Annotated in this window: 19 protein-coding genes; 7 read left to right on the top strand and 12 right to left on the bottom strand. The window is 66.8% G+C overall.

The genetic code is table 11. The features are described 5' to 3' along the window. The first annotated feature begins 117 nt into the window (after window positions 1-117). From minC to minE, 3 genes are all read left to right on the top strand, one after another. Entirely contained in the window at window positions 118-891 is a 774-nt protein-coding gene (minC, locus tag ACSFCA_RS28345) for a septum site-determining protein MinC (RefSeq protein ID WP_258352014.1), read from the top strand. Window positions 892-963: 72 nt separating this feature from the next. Beyond that, entirely contained in the window at window positions 964-1,779 is an 816-nt protein-coding gene (gene minD / locus ACSFCA_RS28340; RefSeq protein ID WP_435461853.1) for a septum site-determining protein MinD, read from the top strand. Between the two features lie 3 nt (window positions 1,780-1,782). Then, a complete protein-coding gene (gene minE / locus ACSFCA_RS28335; protein WP_093057088.1) occupies window positions 1,783-2,061 on the top strand; it encodes a cell division topological specificity factor MinE in 279 nt (92 codons plus the stop codon). On the opposite strand, the gene ACSFCA_RS28330 is transcribed toward minE, so the two are convergent. Beyond that, a complete protein-coding gene (locus tag ACSFCA_RS28330; RefSeq protein WP_435461854.1) occupies window positions 2,018-3,688 on the bottom strand; it encodes a rhodanese-like domain-containing protein in 1,671 nt (556 codons plus the stop codon). The genes minE and ACSFCA_RS28330 overlap by 44 nt on opposite strands. 214 nt (window positions 3,689-3,902) lie before the next feature. On the opposite strand from ACSFCA_RS28330, the gene ACSFCA_RS28325 reads away from it, so the two are divergent. Further along, window positions 3,903-4,838 (top strand): fatty acid desaturase, encoded by a 936-nt coding sequence (locus ACSFCA_RS28325; RefSeq protein ID WP_435461855.1) that lies wholly within the window; start codon window positions 3,903-3,905, stop codon window positions 4,836-4,838. A gap of 7 nt (window positions 4,839-4,845) precedes the next feature. On the opposite strand, the gene ACSFCA_RS28320 is transcribed toward ACSFCA_RS28325, so the two are convergent. Together ACSFCA_RS28320 and ACSFCA_RS28315 are read right to left on the bottom strand one after the other, a co-directional pair. Continuing rightward, window positions 4,846-5,763 carry an alpha/beta fold hydrolase gene (locus tag ACSFCA_RS28320; RefSeq protein WP_435461856.1) on the bottom strand — a complete coding sequence of 306 codons (918 nt, stop codon included), beginning with the start codon at window positions 5,761-5,763 and terminating at the stop codon, window positions 4,846-4,848. A 218-nt stretch (window positions 5,764-5,981) separates the two neighbouring features. Continuing rightward, window positions 5,982-6,584, bottom strand: coding sequence for a TetR/AcrR family transcriptional regulator (locus tag ACSFCA_RS28315; RefSeq protein WP_093076513.1), 603 nt, complete (start codon window positions 6,582-6,584; stop codon window positions 5,982-5,984). 169 nt (window positions 6,585-6,753) lie between these two features. Between ACSFCA_RS28315 and ACSFCA_RS28310 the strand changes: the two genes are divergently transcribed. Continuing rightward, window positions 6,754-7,698, top strand: coding sequence for a CysB family HTH-type transcriptional regulator (locus ACSFCA_RS28310; RefSeq protein WP_093076511.1), 945 nt, complete (start codon window positions 6,754-6,756; stop codon window positions 7,696-7,698). A gap of 127 nt (window positions 7,699-7,825) precedes the next feature. Further along, on the top strand, window positions 7,826-8,089 hold the full coding sequence (locus ACSFCA_RS28305) for a hypothetical protein (protein ID WP_093057093.1): 264 nt from the start codon (window positions 7,826-7,828) through the stop codon (window positions 8,087-8,089). A gap of 85 nt (window positions 8,090-8,174) precedes the next feature. On the opposite strand, the gene ACSFCA_RS28300 is transcribed toward ACSFCA_RS28305, so the two are convergent. The 8 genes from ACSFCA_RS28300 to ACSFCA_RS28265 all read right to left on the bottom strand — a co-directional run bounded on the left by ACSFCA_RS28300 (window position 8,175) and on the right by ACSFCA_RS28265 (window position 15,818). Further along, window positions 8,175-8,609 (bottom strand): RcnB family protein, encoded by a 435-nt coding sequence (locus tag ACSFCA_RS28300; RefSeq protein WP_435461857.1) that lies wholly within the window; start codon window positions 8,607-8,609, stop codon window positions 8,175-8,177. 124 nt (window positions 8,610-8,733) lie between these two features. Continuing rightward, window positions 8,734-9,333 carry a dihydrofolate reductase family protein gene (locus ACSFCA_RS28295; protein ID WP_435461858.1) on the bottom strand — a complete coding sequence of 200 codons (600 nt, stop codon included), beginning with the start codon at window positions 9,331-9,333 and terminating at the stop codon, window positions 8,734-8,736. Between the two features lie 151 nt (window positions 9,334-9,484). Next, complete coding sequence (locus tag ACSFCA_RS28290) at window positions 9,485-10,387, bottom strand: VOC family protein (RefSeq protein ID WP_435461859.1); 903 nt, start codon at window positions 10,385-10,387, stop codon at window positions 9,485-9,487. A gap of 25 nt (window positions 10,388-10,412) precedes the next feature. Further along, window positions 10,413-11,261 carry an ABC transporter ATP-binding protein gene (locus ACSFCA_RS28285; RefSeq protein ID WP_258352021.1) on the bottom strand — a complete coding sequence of 283 codons (849 nt, stop codon included), beginning with the start codon at window positions 11,259-11,261 and terminating at the stop codon, window positions 10,413-10,415. Further along, window positions 11,258-12,094: an ABC transporter ATP-binding protein gene (locus ACSFCA_RS28280; RefSeq protein WP_435461860.1), complete on the bottom strand. Its 837-nt coding sequence runs from the start codon at window positions 12,092-12,094 to the stop codon at window positions 11,258-11,260. The genes ACSFCA_RS28285 and ACSFCA_RS28280 overlap by 4 nt, the downstream gene beginning before the upstream one ends. Beyond that, window positions 12,078-12,647, bottom strand: coding sequence for an OsmC family protein (locus ACSFCA_RS28275; protein WP_435461861.1), 570 nt, complete (start codon window positions 12,645-12,647; stop codon window positions 12,078-12,080). The genes ACSFCA_RS28280 and ACSFCA_RS28275 overlap by 17 nt, the downstream gene beginning before the upstream one ends. Before the next feature lie 14 nt (window positions 12,648-12,661). Then, window positions 12,662-14,491: an ABC transporter permease gene (locus tag ACSFCA_RS28270; protein WP_435461862.1), complete on the bottom strand. Its 1,830-nt coding sequence runs from the start codon at window positions 14,489-14,491 to the stop codon at window positions 12,662-12,664. Window positions 14,492-14,636: 145 nt separating this feature from the next. Next, a complete protein-coding gene (locus tag ACSFCA_RS28265; protein WP_435461863.1) occupies window positions 14,637-15,818 on the bottom strand; it encodes an ABC transporter substrate-binding protein in 1,182 nt (393 codons plus the stop codon). Between the two features lie 156 nt (window positions 15,819-15,974). On the opposite strand from ACSFCA_RS28265, the gene ACSFCA_RS28260 reads away from it, so the two are divergent. Beyond that, a complete protein-coding gene (locus tag ACSFCA_RS28260; RefSeq protein ID WP_435461864.1) occupies window positions 15,975-16,613 on the top strand; it encodes a GDSL-type esterase/lipase family protein in 639 nt (212 codons plus the stop codon). Here ACSFCA_RS28260 and ACSFCA_RS28255 read toward each other — a convergent pair. Beyond that, window positions 16,591-17,118, bottom strand: a complete 528-nt coding sequence (locus ACSFCA_RS28255; protein ID WP_435461865.1) for a class IV adenylate cyclase — start codon at window positions 17,116-17,118, stop codon at window positions 16,591-16,593. The two genes, ACSFCA_RS28260 and ACSFCA_RS28255, sit on opposite strands and share 23 nt — an antisense overlap. Window positions 17,119-17,344 lie beyond the last annotated feature (226 nt).

Raw genomic sequence — 17,344 nt, 5'->3', positions numbered from 1 at the left:
CGGAAAAGTGCAACCTCATGAAAGAAGTGTTCTCCGAGGGGCCTGAAGCGGGGGCGGTTCACCGGGGTTTGGCCCGCGCCCGTTAGACTCCAACGCTTTTCGCACCGACGTTTTCCAATGGCCGATGTCTCCGCCGCGCGCACCAAGGCGGTTTTCGAATTCAAGAGCGCCACGCTGCCGCTGATCGCAGTGATCCTCAAGACGTCCGACCTGGACGTGCTGGCCGAGGCACTCGACGCCCAGCTGGCCGATTCGCCCGACTTCTTCGAGCAGGAGCCGGTGGTGATCGACCTCTCGCTGCTGCAGGAAGCACAGGGCGAGGGTGACGAAGCCGCCGGCGACATCGACTTTGCCGCCCTGCGCAGCCTGCTGGCGCGCCACCAGACCCAGCCCATCGCGGTGCGCGGCGGCAATGCCGAACAGAACGCCGCGGCCCGGGCTGCCGGCCTTTCGGTGGCGGCCATGCCCGCAGCCCCCGCACCCCGCGCCCCGGCGCCGCCGCCCGAGGCCCCCGCCTCGGAAGCCCCGCAGATCGTGCGCGAGGTGCCGGTGCCGGCCAACGGCACGCTCTTGATCGACAAACCGCTGCGCTCGGGCCAGCAGGTGTACGCCCGCGGCGGCGACGTGGTGGTGACGGCGGTGGTGAGCTTCGGCGCCGAGGTCATCGCAGACGGCAACGTGCATGTGTACGCACCGCTGCGCGGCAAGGCCATTGCCGGCGCGCGGGGCAACACCGAGGCCCGGATCTTCTCGACCTGCATGGAAGCACAGCTGGTGGCCATTGCAGGCATCTACCGGACCAACGAGGTGCCGCTGCCCGACACGGTGCTGGGCAAGTCGGCCCAGGTGCGGCTGGACGGCAAGAAAATTGCGATCGACGCCATTCCATGACCCGGATCACCGGCTCACGGAACGCGGCGACCCTGACAAGCAACAACTGAATCGAAACAAGAAGGAATGGCCATGGCCAAAATTGTGGTGGTGACTTCGGGCAAGGGCGGCGTCGGCAAGACGACGACGAGCGCCAGCTTCGCGTCGGGCCTCGCGCTCGCGGGCAAGAAGACGGCGGTGATCGACTTCGACGTGGGCCTGCGCAACCTCGACCTGATCATGGGCTGCGAACGCCGCGTGGTGTACGACCTGATCAACGTCATCCAGGGCGAAGCCAACCTGAGCCAGGCACTCATCAAGGACAAGCAGTGCGACAACCTGTTCGTGCTTGCCGCCTCGCAGACGCGCGACAAGGAAGCGCTCACGCAGGAAGGCGTGGAGAAGGTGCTGACCGACCTCGCCGCGATGGACTTCGAATACATCGTCTGCGACTCGCCCGCGGGCATCGAGACCGGCGCCATGATGGCCATGCACTTCGCCGACGAGGCGCTGGTGGTGACCAACCCTGAAGTCTCTTCCGTGCGCGACTCGGACCGCATCCTGGGCATGCTCAGCAGCAAGACCAAGCGCGCCAAGGACGGCGGCGAGCCCATCAAGGAGCACCTGCTCATCACCCGCTACAACCCGAACCGGGTGGCGGGCGGGCAGATGCTGTCGCTGGAAGACATCCAGGACATCCTGCGCATCAAGCTGATCGGCGTGATCCCCGAGTCGGAAAGCGTGCTGCATGCCTCCAACCAGGGCGTGCCCGCGATCCACGACAAGGAAACCGACGTGGCGCAGGCCTACAGCGACGTGGTGGCGCGCTTTCTCGGCGAAGACAAGCCGATGCGCTTCGTCGACGCCGAGAAGCCGGGCTTCTTCAAGCGGATTTTCGGAGGCAAGTAGTCCATGTCCTTTCTCTCGTTCCTGCTGGGCGAAAAGAAGAAGACTGCCAGCGTCGCGAAGGAGCGGCTGCAGATCATCCTCGCGCACGAGCGGTCCAGCCTCAGCGGCAAGAAGCGGCCCGACTATCTGCCCGAACTCCAGCGCGAGCTGGTGGCGGTGATTTCCAAGTACGTGTCCATCAACGCGGAAGACATCAAGGTGCACCTGGAGACCCAGGACAACCTCGAAGTGCTCGACATCAAGATCGAGCTGCCCGACCCGACTCCTGCGCCGGCGCGCTGAGCGGAAAGAAGCGAAAGCGCACGGACGGGTCCTGCAGGACCCGTTCTGCCAATGCGCGCTCCCACGCGAGGTAGTCGGCCCAGGCCGCATCGCGGCGCGGACCGAACACGCGCATCACCGAGCCCCAGTCGTCGTCGAAGGGGGTCAGCAGCTGGGCCGGAACGAAAGCAGTCGTCAGCGGCCTGCCAGAAGCCTTCCAGCCCTGCGTTCCGCCCTGGAGCCAGGTGAACACCGCCCCCGAACCCGGCCAGCGCTGGTGCGCATCGCGCGCCACGCGGGCGGCGGCCGTGCCGTCGGGCGAGGTGAAGACCAGCGTGCGGCCGGCCACGGCGTGCAAGGCCAGCGGCGCCAGCGAGGCAGGCAGCATGTAGAGCGCGCCCGGCAGATGGCCGCGCTCGTAGTCGAGGCTGGGGCCGACGTCGATCACCGTGACGGCACCGTTCCTGCGCAGTTGGGCCAGCGCGTCGGGGGCGAGAGGCGAAGGGGCGTTGTTCACCGTCGCTGCGGTGGCAGGCGGTGCCTGGTCCGGCGCCAGTTCGCCCTCGTAGACGTAGATCTCGGCCTGGTTGAGCTGCGTGAGCCAGAAGCTCGTGATGGCGGCACGCAGCCGATGCGCCGGGTCGTCGAGCAGCACGATGCGCGCGCCACGCGTGCCGACCAGGTTCTCGAAATGCATCAGCAGCAGGCCGCCCGGCACCTGTTGCACGCCCGTGCCCGCGAAGGCCGGGTCGGCGGTGGGCCGCACGTCGAAGACGTAGAGGGTGCGTTCGTTGTCGCCGTCACGCCATCGGGCGAACTGTGCGGCGTCGGCCACGGGCAAGGCGAAGCGTTCGAGCAGGTCGTCGGCGATGCGACGCAACACCTCGGGGGATTCGGGCGGCAGCTCGTCGCTGGGGGCTGCGTTCTGCACGGTCGGGGCACCCTGCAGGCCCCAGGCCATGACACCGTCTTCGACGAACACCGCGTCGGGCGCGCGGCCCAGCAGCCGCAGCGTGGTCGCGCCGACGATGCCGCGCGTGCGGCTGAAGCAGTTGATGGCCCAGAGATGGTCCGCATCGTCGGCTCCGTGCTGCTCGAAGCGGCGCAGCGCCAGCTCTGTACCCGCGTGGTTGCGCGCGCCGGGCAGCGAGAGAAATTCGAACTCGGCACGCGGCCGGGCATCGACCAGCGTGGTCGGCCGGCCATCGCGTTGGCGCGCGCGCAGCGCCTCGACGGGCAATGCCGGCGTGCCGTAGTGCAGCCGCGCACGATCGCCGAAGGCCTTGACCAGCGTGCCGTAGCCGTCGATGGCGGGCAGGCCTTCGGTCACCCAGCGCTGCAGGCCGCCATCGAGCGTGCGCACATCGGTGTAGCCCAGGCGCGCGAGCACGGCCACGGCGGCTTGTGCAACGCCGTCGGGCGCGTTGTAGTCGTCGTAGAGCACGACGGGCGTGGAGCGACGCGGCACCAGCGTGCCGACCTGCAGTTCGAGCCCGCTGAAGGGCGCGTTGCGCGCGAGGTTGGGGTGGCGCTGGACGAACCACCGGGTTTCGCGCACGTCAAGCAGCGCTAGCTCGGCCACGGGCTCTTGCAGCAGCAGAGCTTGCAGGTCTGCCGGGGTGACGGTTTTTGCCCTGGTCGGATTCATGTGTACTTGCTTTCGGGGTGAGTGCGAATGACACCGGGTACTCCCCTCCGCGAATGTCCCCCGCCGTCGGCGTGAGCGCCCCCTGAACAACGGCAAAGACAGCAAGCGTAGACCGCATCACGCCAATGCGGGAAGGAAGTTTCACGCCGATGCATATGCGAAATGCGCGCATGCAGACAGGTTCTTCATGTCTAGCATCGCAGTCCTTCGCACCATGACAACGACTGCTGATCCGTCCATCGCCCTGGCACGCACACGCCGGCACTGGTGGTGGCACTACGAAGTGCCCACGCTGCTGCTGGCCGCCGTGCTCTACGCCGCATGGGCCGCACTGCTGTGGTGGCACGCGGCGCTGCCGGGCTGGGCGCTGTTCCTTGCCGGCGGCTTTCTCGCGCAGCTGCACTTCTCTTTGCAGCACGAGAGCATCCATGCGATGCGCCATCTGCCGAAGTGGCTGCGCCATGCGGTGGTGTGGCCGCCGCTGAACCTGTGGCTGCCGTATCCGTTCTACAACCGCGGCCACAGCTCGCATCACGTCAACTTCCACCTCACGCACCCGGAGCGCGACAACGAAAGCGCCTACCACTCGGCGCCCGCGTGGGCGGGCTACGGCCCGGTGTGGCGATGGATCTACATGGCCAACCAGACGATCGCGTTCCGCGTGGTGCTGGGGCCGTTCCTGCGGCTGTGGAAGCTGGTGCGCTTCGAAACCGTCCAGGTGCTGTCGGGCAATTTCTCGCGCCTGCCGACGTGGCTCTGGCATGCGCTGAGCGTGGCGCCGGTGCTGTACTACGTGACCGCCGTCTGCGGCATGGGCTTCGGCGAGTACCTGCTGTACTTCGTGTACCCGGGGATGATGCTGGGCTCTCTGCGCACCTTCACCGAGCATCGCTGGGCCAACACACCGCACGAGCGCGTGGCCATCGTCGAATCGAATCTCGTGTTCGGGCTGCTGTACCTCTTCAACAACCTGCACCACGTGCACCATCGCGCACCCACCATGCCCTGGTACGAGATACCGGTGTATTTCCGCAAGCATCGCGCGGCGGTGCTGGCGGCGAACGGCAATTTCTACTACCGGGGGTATGGGGAGATCGTGCGGCGGCACCTGTTCAGGCCGGTGTTCACCCCTGTCCACCCCACCTGGTAGCGCGGGCTCAATCCGCCGCGACGAAGCGCGTGACCTGGGCCAGCACCTCGGCCTCCTTGAGGATGCGGCGATGCCCCCAACCCTGCGTGGCCACGAGCCGTGCGTCGGCGATCGCATCGCGGTACGCCTCGGCGTCGGCGAAGCGGTTCACGCGGTCGTCGCGGTCATGCACGATGAGCGTGGGCTGCGCGATGCGCGGGCCCACTGCCGCTGGCTCCAGTTGCGGCATCAGCACGCCTTCGCGCGACTCGAACAGCCGCTGCATCGACAGGCGCGTGGCTTCGTTGAGGCCGAAGGTGTGCGCGAAGTAGCGCGTGTATTCGCGCGGCGAGGCAGGCGGCGCGAGCAGCACGAGGCGTTCTGCCGAGAGGCCGCGCGCCGCGGCAAGTGCCAGGCCGTTGGCGCCCAGCGAGTGTGCGACGGCGGCACGCAACGCGTGGCCATCAGCCGCGAGCCGGGCCGTGACGTAGGCAATGGCGCGCGCAAACTGCGGCGAGTTGCTCATCGTGCCCGCGCTGCGGCCGTGCGCCGGCAGTTCGAGCAGCACGGGCCGCAGGCCTGCAGCCGCCACGGCCTGCGCGAGCGGCAGCATCTGCCCCGCGTGCCCGCCCCAGCCATGCACCAGCAGCACCACCGGCGCCGACTCCGCACCCGAGTCCTGCGCGGCCAGGTGGTAGATGCCGACACTCGCGTCTTCGAAGGCCCAGCCCTCGCGCCGCCATTCCGCGCCGGGGCCCTGGCCGCGGTAGAGCCACTTGGGCGGCAGCGGCGTGCCGAACAGGCGGTAGGCGGCGCGCACACCCAGTGCGGGCCAGAGGCGCTGCGACGTGGTCAGGCCGAAGCGCAGCGCGCGCATCGTGCGGCTGGGCTTGTAGTAGTTCGACTGCGCGGCATGGCCGGCAGTCGGGGTGGAAGTGCTCGTCATGGCGTGGCGTTCCTTTCGGGCGTTCAGTACCAGACCCAGTCCTGATTGCTTCGGGGCAGGCTGCGCAAGGTGTCGCGAAGGCCCTTGGCACCGACGACGAGCGCGTAGGCGGCAAGAAAGAGGGCAATGATCAGCATGGTGCTTCTCCTGTTTATCGCACGACTGTGCGAAATTCTGGCAAATGGAAACGTGAGAGATCCGCCTGCTTCGTGAACGGATCAGGCGAGGTAGCTGGAAAGAAGCCGCTGCCAGGTCTGCATGGCGCGGTCGGCGGCCTGCGGATCGCGCAGGAAACGCGCGTCGTGCAGTTGGGTCATGGTCAGGCCGTTGATCTCGCTCACGAGCTGTGCGGGGTCGGTGTCGGCCTTCAGCTCGCCGGTCTCGATGGCTTGCAGCACGGTGCGGCGCAGCGCAGCGCGCCAGCGGGTGATCTCGCCCAGCAGCATGTCGCGCAGCTCGCCTTCGCGGTCGTCGAACTCGAAGGCGCCTGCTGTGTAGAGGCAACCGGTGTGCATTTCGACGTCGCGCGTGCGGGCGATCCAGCGCGCGACGATCTCGTTGAGCCGGGGCAGGCCCTTGGGTTTTTGCATGGCGGGCACAAACACCTCGGCCAGGAAGCCGCGGCCGTACTCTTCGATGACGGCCTTCTGCAGCGCCTCGCGCGAACCCACGCGCGAGAACACGCCGCTCTTGGACAGGCCCAGCCGGCTGGCCACGGCCTGCAGCGTGATCGCTTCCAGGCCTTCGGCCAGCGCAAGGTTCATCGCAGCGCCGACGATGGCGGCGCGGGTGAGTTCGCTTTTCTGGGTCTTGGCGTCCATGCGACAAACTTTAGCACAGTCGTGCGAAATTTCAAGCAACCGCTCCCGGAGCGCCTTAAAGATGTTTTACTCATGTGAAACCAACAAACGCATCGTTCCCCGAATAAGCACTTCTGCCGAGAATCGCCGGTCGGCCCCAACCGGGGCCCTGATGACTCTTCCGCGCCAGATGAACTTTCAACAACTGCGCTCGGTACGCGAGGCCGTTCGTTGCGGCTTCAACCTGACCGAAGTCGCCCACACCCTTCACACCTCCCAGCCCGGCGTGAGCCGGCAGATCCGCGAGCTCGAAGAGGAGCTCGGCATCGAGCTCTTCGTGCGCGCCGGCAAGCGGCTCACGGGGCTCACCGAGCCCGGCGGGCACGTGCTGCCGATCATCGAGCGCATGCTGATGGAGAGCAGCAACCTGCGCCATGCGGGCCAGGAGTTCGTCGCGCAGCAAAGCGGCCTGCTCTCGGTGGCGGCCACGCACTCGCAGGCGCGCTATGCGATGCCGGTGGCGGTGCAGGAATTCCGCGCGCAGTTTCCGAACGTGAAGCTGCACCTGCACCAGGGCTCGCCCAAGCAGATCGCGCAGATGCTGCTCGACGGCGAAGCCGACGTGGGCATCGCCACAGAGGCTCTGGGCGACTATCCGCAGCTGGTCGCCCTGCCCTGCTATCGCTGGACGCATTCGGTGATCGTGCCGCCGGAGCATCCATTGCTCGACGCGCCGCTGACGCTAGAAGCGCTCACGCGCTATCCGCTGATCACCTACGACACGGGCTTCACGGGCCGTTCGCGCATCGACGAGGCCTTCGAGCAGCGCGGGCTGCAGCCCAACATCGTGCTGGCCGCGATGGACGCCGACGTGATCAAGACCTACGTGCAGTTGGGCCTGGGCATTGGCATCGTCGCTGGCGTGGCCTACGAGGCCGAGCGCGACACGCAGCTGCGCGCGCTCGATGCGGGGCGGCTGTTCGGCATCAATCTCACCAAGCTCGCGGTGCGGCGCGGCACTTACCTGCGCAAGTACGTCTATGCCTTCATCGAGTCGTTCGCGCCGACGCTGACGCGCGCAGTCGTCGAGAAGGCTCTGGGCGACGAGGCCAGGGCCTCTCACTACGAAATCTAGAGCCTGTCCAGAGGCTGCGGCGTGGTGTGTACTGCGGACGACAGAATGGTTAAAAAAGAAGAATGCAGCTTCACACAAGGGGCGTACATTCGGGTTAATTCCCTGGCTTCCTGGAAACGGATCAGCAATGGCATCGACCCCGCAGCAGCAGCAACAGCAAACAAGGGCCGCCCTCAAGGCGGCCAATGCAGCCGAGCGGCGTGAGAGATTGAGACGAGCCTTGCCCGCAACGGTAGAGCTGCTGCAAAGCCGCCAGGCCGACCGCATCGACGACGCCGACATCGACGCATATGTGAGCCTCAACTGGCTCGAGTGGCATGGTGGCGGCCTGCGGTTGACCATCACCGGGCGCAATGTGTGCGCCCAATCGGCGCCCACCGCGCTGGTCTGAAGACCGGCTCCGGCGTTCCATCAAAAGAAAAACCGCCACAGTTGCCTGTGGCGGTTTTGCGTTGTCTGCCCGGCTGGCCGTCTGTTTACTGGCCAGCGATGATGTTTGCGATCACACCGGTGGCGATTGCCGCGAGCACGAAGTCTCCGCCCACGCCAACCCATTGATAGCCACGGGGCGGCTGCTGCAGGCGGTAGGCACGCCAGTCCTGCACCACATAGTTGCGGCCACGGTACTCGGCCGGCACACGTCCGCCACGGCGCCATTCGGCATGCGGCTGCGGGAAGCCTCGGCGATCGAACTGGCGGCCGTCGCGGAAGTCCTGGTTGCCGCGGTAGTTGCCGGCTTGCGGACCGCGGCGGTCGAAATTGCGGTCGCGCTGTTCATAGCGTCCGTCGCCTGGACGGCCATCGCCCGGGCGGCCATCGCCATGACGGTCTTGCGCAAAGGCGCCCCCTGCGGCCATGCACATCGCGAGCGCTGCTGCGGCGACTGCCATGCTCTTTGAATTGCTGATCATCTGGAACTCCTTCATGCGTTGATGACGAGTCCATTGTGGGCCGCACTTGTGTCCGCTTCGGGCACTTCAGGTCGCGGTCAGGTGAAATCAGGTAAGTGCTGGTATCCGTGCGGCGCCTTGTCCTTCAAACCGCGCGACCGGACGTGTAGCGGTTGACCACCATGCCGCATTCGTATGCCGTCGAACGCAGCAGCCGCAGCTTGTGGCCCTTGCGCTGGTCGTGAAACACCGAACGCCCCGCGCCCACGGCAGTGGGGTTCACGAAGAACTGGAACTCGTCGACCAGCCTCGCCGCAACCAGCGCGGATGCGAAGCCGACACCGCCGATGGTGATGATGTCCTTGCCCGGTTCACGCTTCAGCGCATTCACCTCCTCGGCCATGTCGCCGCGCGCGATGACGGTGCGCTCCCAGCGCGAGACCGCGAGCTTGTCGGTGAGCACCACCTTGCGTGCATCGACGATCTTCTGTGCGAAGGCGTAGTGCGGGTTCGCAGGAAAGTTCTTCGCCGCGCGACCCCAGTGATCGAGGTAGCCCTCTTCCGCGATCAGCCGGCTCAGCAGGATGGTGTCGATGCCTTCGAAGACGGCGTTGAAGTCTTGCTTCAGTCTGTCGTCCCAGGCCCAGCGCTCGCCCCAGCCCCACAGTTGCCAGTCGAGGTTGCCATTGGCCGGTGAGACATAGCCGTCGACCGACATCTGCATCTGGAGGATGAGCTTTCTCATACCGGTTCTCCTTCATGAGGACTGAAACAACCGCTTGTTGAATGCAAGCAGTGCCAGTATGCAGAAGAAGATGCAGGCCGAGCTGCGCAAGGTACATCTCGGCGGGCACTAACGTCGATACAAGACGCTCAAGGGTGCGGCAACGGCCAGCTCATCCGCCGACCAGGCTGTTGACCTGGTAGCTGCGCGAGCTGCTGTCGTGCTTCACGTGACGATCCAGCGGCGGCAGGTCGAGTTCGATCAGTGCGCCATGCGCGCGAGCAAGGTCGAAGGTGCCGGTCGATTGCGGCCTGTCGGTATGCAACACGAGCGCATACGGGCCCTCGCCGCGCGCCGCGATGCGTTGCGCGAGGATGCCGCTGCCCTCCTCCGCATCCGGCACATTGTTGTTCTCGCGCGGCGATGAAAGCACGAGCACGCTGCTTCCCAACGCGATGATCGCCACGCGCACGTTGCTGCCAGGCACCGCCACGGGCTCGCCGATGTGCGTGTCGGCATCGTCGGGCACGGTGCCGAGCAAGGCGCGATAACGCGCCAGCGTGGCGTCGAGGTCGCGCACCGCAATGGCCAGGCTCGCCACCCCAAGCGCGCCGTTGGCATGCACGCGCACATCGCCTTCGGGCACGCGCAATGCGCGCGGCGTGAGGTCGCCGCACAGGAAGGGCAAGTCGGCCGAAGACGCGCGCGCCGTCTGCCAGCGCAGGCGCTCGCCATCGGGGCGCACGCGGCCGCCGTCGAGTGGGCCGTCGAGTGCGAGCCCCCGCGCCTTCGCGTCGGCCACGGTGGCAGCGGTGTCGCGCGGCAGCAGCGCGAAGTCGACAATGCCTTCGCCGTGGCGTTGCAGCAGCTGCCACCAGCGCTCGGTGGGCGACGGTTCGCGCCATGCGATCAGCTCGAAGTAGCTGCCGTCGCCAAACACCACCAGCGCGTTGTGCGTGGCGCGACCCGGATGGTCGCCGCCACGCAGCACATGGAAGCCCAGCGCCCCGTAGTCGGCGATGGTGCGTTCGAGGTCGTGCACTGCGATGACGATGTGGTCGAGTTTCAATGGCATATGTTTTCTCCCGTGGATGACTGAGTCAGGAAGCAGTGCGCGCCGCGCCGTCACCGCCAAGGTAGGCATCGCGGATGCGCGCATCGGCCAGCAGCTCGCGCGCCGGGCCCGAGAGCACGATGCGCCCCGTCTGCAGCACATAGCCGTGGTGCGCAATCTGCAGTGCGAGGCTCGCGTTCTGCTCGACCATGAACACCGACACGCCCTGGCTGTTGATGCGCGCGATGAGCTCCAGCACCTTGTCGACGTACAGCGGCGACAGGCCCATGGTCGGCTCGTCCATGCAGATGAGCTGCGGGCGGCCCATGAGCGCGCGCGCCATTGCCACCATCTGCTGCTCGCCACCCGAGAGCGTGCCGGCCTGGAACTCGATGCGCTCGGCCACGCGCGGGAACAGCTCCAGCATGCGCTCCAGGTCTTCGGCCACGGCCTTGCGGTCGCTGCGTGCGTAGGCGCCCATCAGCAGGTTCTCGCGCACGGTCATTGCGGGAAACAGGCGGCGCGCTTCGGGCACCGAGCCTATGCCGCGGCGGATGATCTGCGGCGTGCTCAGGCCGAGCGTCGATTCGCCGTTGAAATTGACTTCACCCGAGCGCGGCTTGAGCAGGCCGAGCACGATCTTCATCGTGGTCGACTTGCCGCTCGCGTTGCCGCCGAGCAGGCTGACGATCTGGCCCTTGCGCACTTCGATGTCGAGGTCGAAGTGCGCCTGGACGGGGCCGTAGAAGCTGTTGATCTTCCTGAGCTGAAGCAGCGGTTGCAGCGATCCGCTGGAAGCAGGCGCTGCAGCAGCGCGTTCGGGCAGCCCTTCATCCCCGCCCTCTCCCCAGAGGGGCGAAGGAGAAAGACCGGTGCGCGCGACGGTAGCGATCATGCGGGCACCGCCTCGCCGACATGGCGGTGGCCCAGGTACGCCTCGATCACCGCCGGGTCGTTGCGCACCTCATCGGGCAGGCCTTCGGCGATCTTGCGGCCGTCGTCGAGCACGGCCACGCGGTCGGACAGCTGCATCACGAGATCGAGCTTGTGCTCGATCAGCAGAATGGTCTGGCCGCGCGCCTTCAGGCTGCGGATGATCTCCAGCATCTCCGCCGTCTCGCTCTCGTTCATGCCGGCGGTGGGCTCGTCGAGCAGCAGCAGGCGCGGCTTGAGCGCCAGCGCGCGCGCAATCTCCACGCGGCGGCGGTTGGCATACGAGAGGCTGTATGCGGGATGGTCGATGCGCGGCGCAAGGCGTTCGCCGAAGAGCGCGATGATTTCGCGCGCCTCTTCGCGCAGCGCCTGCTCTTCGCGGCGCACGGCACCGGGCTGCACCAGCGCGAGTGCAAGTTCAGCCAATGCGCCCAGGCCCGGCACACCACCAACGCGCGGTTTCACGGCGCGCAGCCGCGTGTGCGCACCGACCAGCACGTTGTCGAGCACCGAGAGGTTCGCGAACACACGCCCATGCTGGAAGGTGCGCGCCAGCCCGCGCTGCGCGAGCTGCTGCGCCGGCAGGCCGGTGATGTCCTGTCCGTCGAACAGCACCTGCCCCACATCGGGCCTGTCGAGGCCGGTAACCAGATTGAACAGCGTGGTCTTGCCAGCGCCGTTCGGCCCGATCACGCTCAGCAGTTCGCCCTCGCCCACATGCAGGTCGACGGCATTGACGGCTGTGAGCCCGCCGAAGCGGCGCACGAGGCCGCGTATCTCAAGCAGCGATGGCATCGGCTGCTTTCTTCGCCGCTTGCGCTTTCGAGTTGACCAGCTTCACCTCGGCGCGGATGGTCTGCGGATTGCGCAGGAGGTTGAGGATCGGGCAGTTGCGCTCCACCGCTTCGAACAGCGCGTCGATGTCTTCGCGGCTCGCGGGCGAATCGATGTGCACCGTGTAGCCGATCTCATGCGGCCAGATCGGTGTCTTCTCGTGACCCGGCTTGCCGCCGCGCGGATCGATGACGCCGGTCACTTCCACTTCGAGGCTTTCGAGCGGCACCTGCCGTTCGGCCGCCTGGATCAGGAAGATGTGCGTGACGCAGGTGCCGAGCACGCCCAGCTGCAGCTCGGGCGAACTGGGGCCGAGGTTGTAGCCCGCGAAGTCCGGCGGACTGTCGCTGATGATCTGGTGCTCGCGAATGCGCAGGCGGCGCACGCCGCTGCGGCCCTCTGCCTTCACGCTGGCCTTCAGTTGCAAGGGCTGCGCGGTGCCGGCCTCAACGGCGGCATTGCGTGCCAGCACGGCGGCGCGTTTCTCGGCGAGGTAGTCGTTGAGGTGGCTCATGGTGTGGTGTTCTTTCAGACGGTGCCCAGCAAGCCTTGCGGGCGGAAGCGAATCAAGAGAAGCAGCGCGACGCCGTAGATCAGCATCCGGTACTCGGCCGTCACGCGAAACAGCTCTGGCAGGCTCACAAGCGCGACAGCGCCGAGCAGTGCGCCGCTGATGTTCCCGAGTCCGCCGAGGATCACCATCGTCAGCGCGAGGATCGAGATCTGCGAGCCGAAGGTCTCGTGGTTGATGTACGAGTACATGTGCGCGGTGAAGGCGCCGCTCACGCCTGCCGCGAAGCCGCCGAAGCCGAAGGCCAGCGCCTTGTAGCGGTCGGGGCTCACGCCGTAGGCACGCGCGGCCACTTCGTCTTCGCGCACCGCGCGGAAGGTGCGGCCCAGGTGCGAACGCAACAGGCGCCATTGCAGCAGGGCCAGCAGCACCATCGCGCCGAACGATGCCCAGTAGACGGCCTCGTTCGACGATGCATCGCGCCCGAACAGCGAGAGCGGCGGAATGCCCGACACACCGATGGGCCCGTGCGTGAGGCTTTCCCAGTTGAGGATGGTGAGCGCCACGATCTCGCCGATGCCGAGCGTGGCAATCGACACATAGTGGCCGCGCAGCCTGAAGGCCGGGAAGATCAGCGCGGTGCCGATCAGCGAAGTGAGGATGCCCGCGAGCACGATGCCCGTGCCCACCGGCAGGTGCAGGTCGAGCACCAGCAGCGACGACGCATACGCACCGATGGCCAGCAGACCCGCATGGCCCAGCGAGATCTGTCCGATGGTGCCGGCCACCAGCGTGAGGCTAAGTGCGAGCGCACCGTAGAGCCATGCGTTGGTCAGCGTCTGCAGCAGGTACGGCGATGGGTCGAAGAGCGGCAACACCACCGCCGCTGCGAACAGCGCAAGCAGCAAAGATCGTGGCACATGCCACGGCTTGCTCGGTGCAATGAAGGTACCCGTCAGAGGCTCCGGCGGCAATGCGCGCTTGCGCCCGAACAGCCCGTTGGGCTTCCACACCAGGATGACCAGCAGCAGTGCGAAGGCGAAGAGGTTGCGGTACGGCGTGCCGAGGATCGCCACGCCGTAGCTCTCGATCAGCCCCAGCAGCAGGCTGCCGACGATGGCGCCCGGCACGTTGCCCACGCCGCCAACCACGGTGGCCACCACGCCCTTGAGCGTGGCCTGGAAGCTCATCGCCGGGCTGATGTTGTTGTAGTACATACCCACCAGCAGGCCCGAAAGGCCGCCCAGTGCTGCGGCGATGGCGAACACGGTCTGGTTCACGCGGTCGACGTCCACGCCCATCTGTTGCGCCGCGTCGCGGTCTTGCGCGGTGGCGCGCACGGCCCAGCCGAGTTTCGTGAAACGCAGGAAGCCGAACAGCACGGCCGCGCTCGCGATGCCGATGCCCGCGATCAGGATGTCGAGCGCACCGATGGTGCCGGTGCCGATCTGCAGGCGCCAGTCGGGCAGTTGCGTGGGCAGCGAGCGCGGGTCGGGGCTGAACACCAGCTGCACGAGGATGTCGAGCACGAAGCTGATGCCGATGGTGGCCAGCAGCGGCGCGATGCGTGCCGCACCCTGCAGCGGGCGCAGGCCCACGCGTTCGATCAGCATGCCGAGCGCGCCCGAGCCGAGCACGACCAGCAGGATGGTCACGGGCAGCGGCGTGTGCAGGAAGGTGATCGACGCCCAGCCGATGTACGCGCCCACGGTGTACACCGAGCCGTGCGCGAAGTTGATGAGGTGCGAGACGCCGAAGATCAATGCGAGGCCGACCGCCAGCAACGCATAGATGTTGCCGATGATCAGGCCATTGACGGTGTAGTCGAAGAAGGAGGTGAAGCTCATGATGTCTTGCTCCCTCTCCCGCTTGCGGGAGAGGGTTGGGGTGAGGGTGCAGCGGCCGATGCAAAGGGCTGCTGTCTATCGAAGGCCCCCGCCCTCACCCTAGCCCTCTCCCGCAAGCGGGAGAGGGAACAACGCGAAAAACCGCTCATTTCGTCGAAGCGATGGCCGCCTTCTCGTCGACCTGCGCCCACTTGCCATCCTTCACGACAAGGTTGACGCTCTTCACGCCAATGATCCGGCGCGTCTGCGCATCGAAGCTCGCCTTGCCGAAGATCACGCTGGGCACGTCCTTGATCTTGTAGAACGCGTCGCGCACAGCCTTTCGGTCGGCCTTCGGGCCCGCCTGGCGCAGCGCTGCCGCCGCGTACACCACCGCGTCGTAGGCATAGGCGTTGAAGGCGTCGGGCTCCTTGCCGTACTTCGCGCGGAAGCTCTTCACGAAGTCCTGCACCTCGGTGCGCGGCTCCTCGGGATAGAAAGCGGTGTTGGTGTAGATGCCGTTCACCGCAGCGCCGCCGAGCTCGATGAACTTCGGCGAATACACCGAGCCCACCGCCGCAATCGGCTGCTTTAGGCCCACGCTGCGCACCTGGCCCGCGATGAGCGCGCCGTCGGGGTAGTACGAGATGAGCACCAGTCCGTCGGGGTTGGCGTCGCGCACGCGCACCAGCGTCGAGCGGAAGTCTTTCTCGTCGGGCTGGTAGCCCTCGGCAATCGCGAGCTGCGCGCCGCGTTCCTGCGCGGCCTTCACGAGCACATCCTTGCTGGTGCGGCCCCAGTCGGTGTTGAGATACAGAACGGCGATGCGCTTGAAGCCCAGCGTCTTCACCGCGAGCTCGGCCAGCAGCGGCTGCGCATCGGCCTGGCTAATGGAGGGGCTCCAGATGAAGTCGCCGCCCTTGGTGAAGTCGGGGTGCGAGTTGGTGAAGCCCAGCTGCACCAGGCCCGCGCGCTGGTAGATGGGCGATGCGGCCATCGAGGCCGGGCTCGAGAAGTCGCCGAGCTCGATGAGCACGCGCTTGTCGTTCACCAGCTTCTGCGCGATGGCCACCGACTGGCGCGGATCGCTCTGGCTGTCCTCGAAGTTGTAGGCCAGCGGCCGGCCATGGATGCCGCCCTGCGCGTTGATGTGTTCGAGGGCGAGATCGAAGCCCGCCTTCCACTGCGCGCCGTACTGCGCGTTCTGCCCGGTGAGCGGCCCGCTCACGCCGAACCACACGGGCTCGCCGGTGGCGGGCGCGGCCCAGGCCGCGATGGGCGCGGCCAGCAAGGCCATGGAGAGAGCGGCCACATGGCGCAGGAAGCGGTGGCGAGTGAGCAGCGGCATGGTGTCGAACCCCGGAGATGAATGAAGGTGCAGGGCAACGATTCTTCGCCTGCGCCCACCGCCCGGGAACGAACAAAAACGGGGAGGCTTATGCGCTTTCCGAGCAAAGGGACAAGCGCCCGTGCGCCCTCAGGCTGCGTTTAAGCTGCGCGCCACATGAAGCGACGACACCTCCTCCACCTGCTGGCCGGCGTGCCTGCCATCACCCTTCTGTCGGCCTGCGGCAAGCGCAAGGCCTCGGCCACCGCGCTGAAATCGAATGCCCACGTGCTGGCCCTCGGCGACAGCCTGACCCATGGCTATGGCGCGCCGCCCGACGCAGCGTGGCCCGTGAAACTGGGCGAGCTCACGGGCTGGCAGGTCGAGAACGCGGGCGTCAACGGCGACACCTCCGAAGGCGCGCTGCAGCGTTTGCCGGGGCTGCTGAATGGCGCGAGCTACGACGCGATCCTGATCGGCATCGGCGGCAACGACATGCTGCGCGGCGTGTCAGCCACGGCCACGCGCGACAACCTCGCGGCGCTGATCACGCAGGCCCGTGCGCACACGCCCTACGTCGCCGTGCTGGCCACGCCAGCGCCCGACGCCATGCGCGCGGCCGTCGGCTCGCTCAGCGATGCGCCGTTCTATGAAGAGGTAGCGAAGTCGCAGCAGGCGCTGCTGGTCGCCAATGTGTATTCGAGCGTGCTGTCGGATTCGTCGCTGCGCTCCGACCGCATCCATGCCAATGCACGAGGCTATGAAAAGGTCGCGCAGTTGCTGGCCGACCAGCTCAAGGCTGCGGGCTGGCGTTGATCAGATCGACGTAAGCGCTCTGCACCAGCTGTTCGGTACTCACGCCCAGTTGGGCCATGAGCGCATGCGCCTCGGCGATGCCGGCTTCGGCGGACTCGCCTTCTTCCAGCACCACTTCGAGTTCGAGGAATTCGCCGAGGCCTTCGACCCGGTCCAGGTGCACGCGCGTGCGGCCCACGAGGAACAGCCGGCGCTGCTTGCGCACGCGGCCTGCCTGGCCCCAGGCTAGCGTGAGAGATTCGCGCAGCACGTCTGGCGTGCTGCAGGGCGTGATCAGGTAGAACGATTCCTTCGGACCGCTGCTGTTGGCGCGGCGGTAGAAGATCAGCTCCGCGTGATCGGGCGCGAAGGTGCGCAGCTTGAGGCGGTCGGCGCTGTCGGTGCAGCGGAAGAAGGTGTCGTCCTGAGCGATCTCGATGGGGCCCTGGTCGGCCAGCGTTGCGGCGATGCTTGCGACTCGGTCTACGCTGTCGATGCGGGCCTTGATCTCGATGTTTCTTGCCATTTGTGCCTTGGAGGTTTTGTTCGGGGTGCGTGCGAATGACACCGGGTACTCCCCTCCGCGAATGTCCCCCGGCCTGCGGCCTCCTCCTTTATTTCGCTGCGGGGAGCACCCGATGCCATTCGCACATGGGCGCTGCCGTTGTGCTGGCCGATCAACGACTGCTCTGAACGGTCACGTCGATGGGGTGCTCTGTTTCGCGAAATAAAGGAGGAGGCCGCAGGCCGGG

This window comes from Variovorax multivorans (assembly GCF_051216835.1).
Classification (GTDB): Bacteria; Pseudomonadota; Gammaproteobacteria; order Burkholderiales; family Burkholderiaceae_C; genus Variovorax.
Note: the sequence above shows the minus strand (reverse complement) of the source record. Positions and strands in the feature narration are given on the sequence as shown.

Excerpts from the sequence above, each read along its gene's own strand:
- ACSFCA_RS28305 (WP_093057093.1), top strand. The coding sequence starts at position 7,826 with ATGGCATCGACCCCGCAGCAGCAGCAACAGCAAACAAGGGCCGCCCTC.
- minD (WP_435461853.1), top strand. The coding sequence starts at position 964 with ATGGCCAAAATTGTGGTGGTGACTTCGGGCAAGGGCGGCGTCGGCAAG.
- ACSFCA_RS28315 (WP_093076513.1), bottom strand. The coding sequence starts at position 6,584 with ATGGACGCCAAGACCCAGAAAAGCGAACTCACCCGCGCCGCCATCGTC.
- ACSFCA_RS28295 (WP_435461858.1), bottom strand. The coding sequence starts at position 9,333 with ATGAGAAAGCTCATCCTCCAGATGCAGATGTCGGTCGACGGCTATGTC.
- ACSFCA_RS28280 (WP_435461860.1), bottom strand. The coding sequence starts at position 12,094 with ATGCCATCGCTGCTTGAGATACGCGGCCTCGTGCGCCGCTTCGGCGGG.
- ACSFCA_RS28265 (WP_435461863.1), bottom strand. The coding sequence starts at position 15,818 with ATGCCGCTGCTCACTCGCCACCGCTTCCTGCGCCATGTGGCCGCTCTC.
- minE (WP_093057088.1), top strand. The coding sequence starts at position 1,783 with ATGTCCTTTCTCTCGTTCCTGCTGGGCGAAAAGAAGAAGACTGCCAGC.
- ACSFCA_RS28320 (WP_435461856.1), bottom strand. The coding sequence starts at position 5,763 with ATGACGAGCACTTCCACCCCGACTGCCGGCCATGCCGCGCAGTCGAAC.
- minC (WP_258352014.1), top strand. The coding sequence starts at position 118 with ATGGCCGATGTCTCCGCCGCGCGCACCAAGGCGGTTTTCGAATTCAAG.
- ACSFCA_RS28285 (WP_258352021.1), bottom strand. The coding sequence starts at position 11,261 with ATGATCGCTACCGTCGCGCGCACCGGTCTTTCTCCTTCGCCCCTCTGG.
- ACSFCA_RS28325 (WP_435461855.1), top strand. The coding sequence starts at position 3,903 with ATGACAACGACTGCTGATCCGTCCATCGCCCTGGCACGCACACGCCGG.
- ACSFCA_RS28290 (WP_435461859.1), bottom strand. The coding sequence starts at position 10,387 with ATGCCATTGAAACTCGACCACATCGTCATCGCAGTGCACGACCTCGAA.
- ACSFCA_RS28255 (WP_435461865.1), bottom strand. The coding sequence starts at position 17,118 with ATGGCAAGAAACATCGAGATCAAGGCCCGCATCGACAGCGTAGACCGA.
- ACSFCA_RS28270 (WP_435461862.1), bottom strand. The coding sequence starts at position 14,491 with ATGAGCTTCACCTCCTTCTTCGACTACACCGTCAATGGCCTGATCATC.
- ACSFCA_RS28330 (WP_435461854.1), bottom strand. The coding sequence starts at position 3,688 with ATGAATCCGACCAGGGCAAAAACCGTCACCCCGGCAGACCTGCAAGCT.
- ACSFCA_RS28300 (WP_435461857.1), bottom strand. The coding sequence starts at position 8,609 with ATGATCAGCAATTCAAAGAGCATGGCAGTCGCCGCAGCAGCGCTCGCG.
- ACSFCA_RS28260 (WP_435461864.1), top strand. The coding sequence starts at position 15,975 with ATGAAGCGACGACACCTCCTCCACCTGCTGGCCGGCGTGCCTGCCATC.
- ACSFCA_RS28275 (WP_435461861.1), bottom strand. The coding sequence starts at position 12,647 with ATGAGCCACCTCAACGACTACCTCGCCGAGAAACGCGCCGCCGTGCTG.
- ACSFCA_RS28310 (WP_093076511.1), top strand. The coding sequence starts at position 6,754 with ATGAACTTTCAACAACTGCGCTCGGTACGCGAGGCCGTTCGTTGCGGC.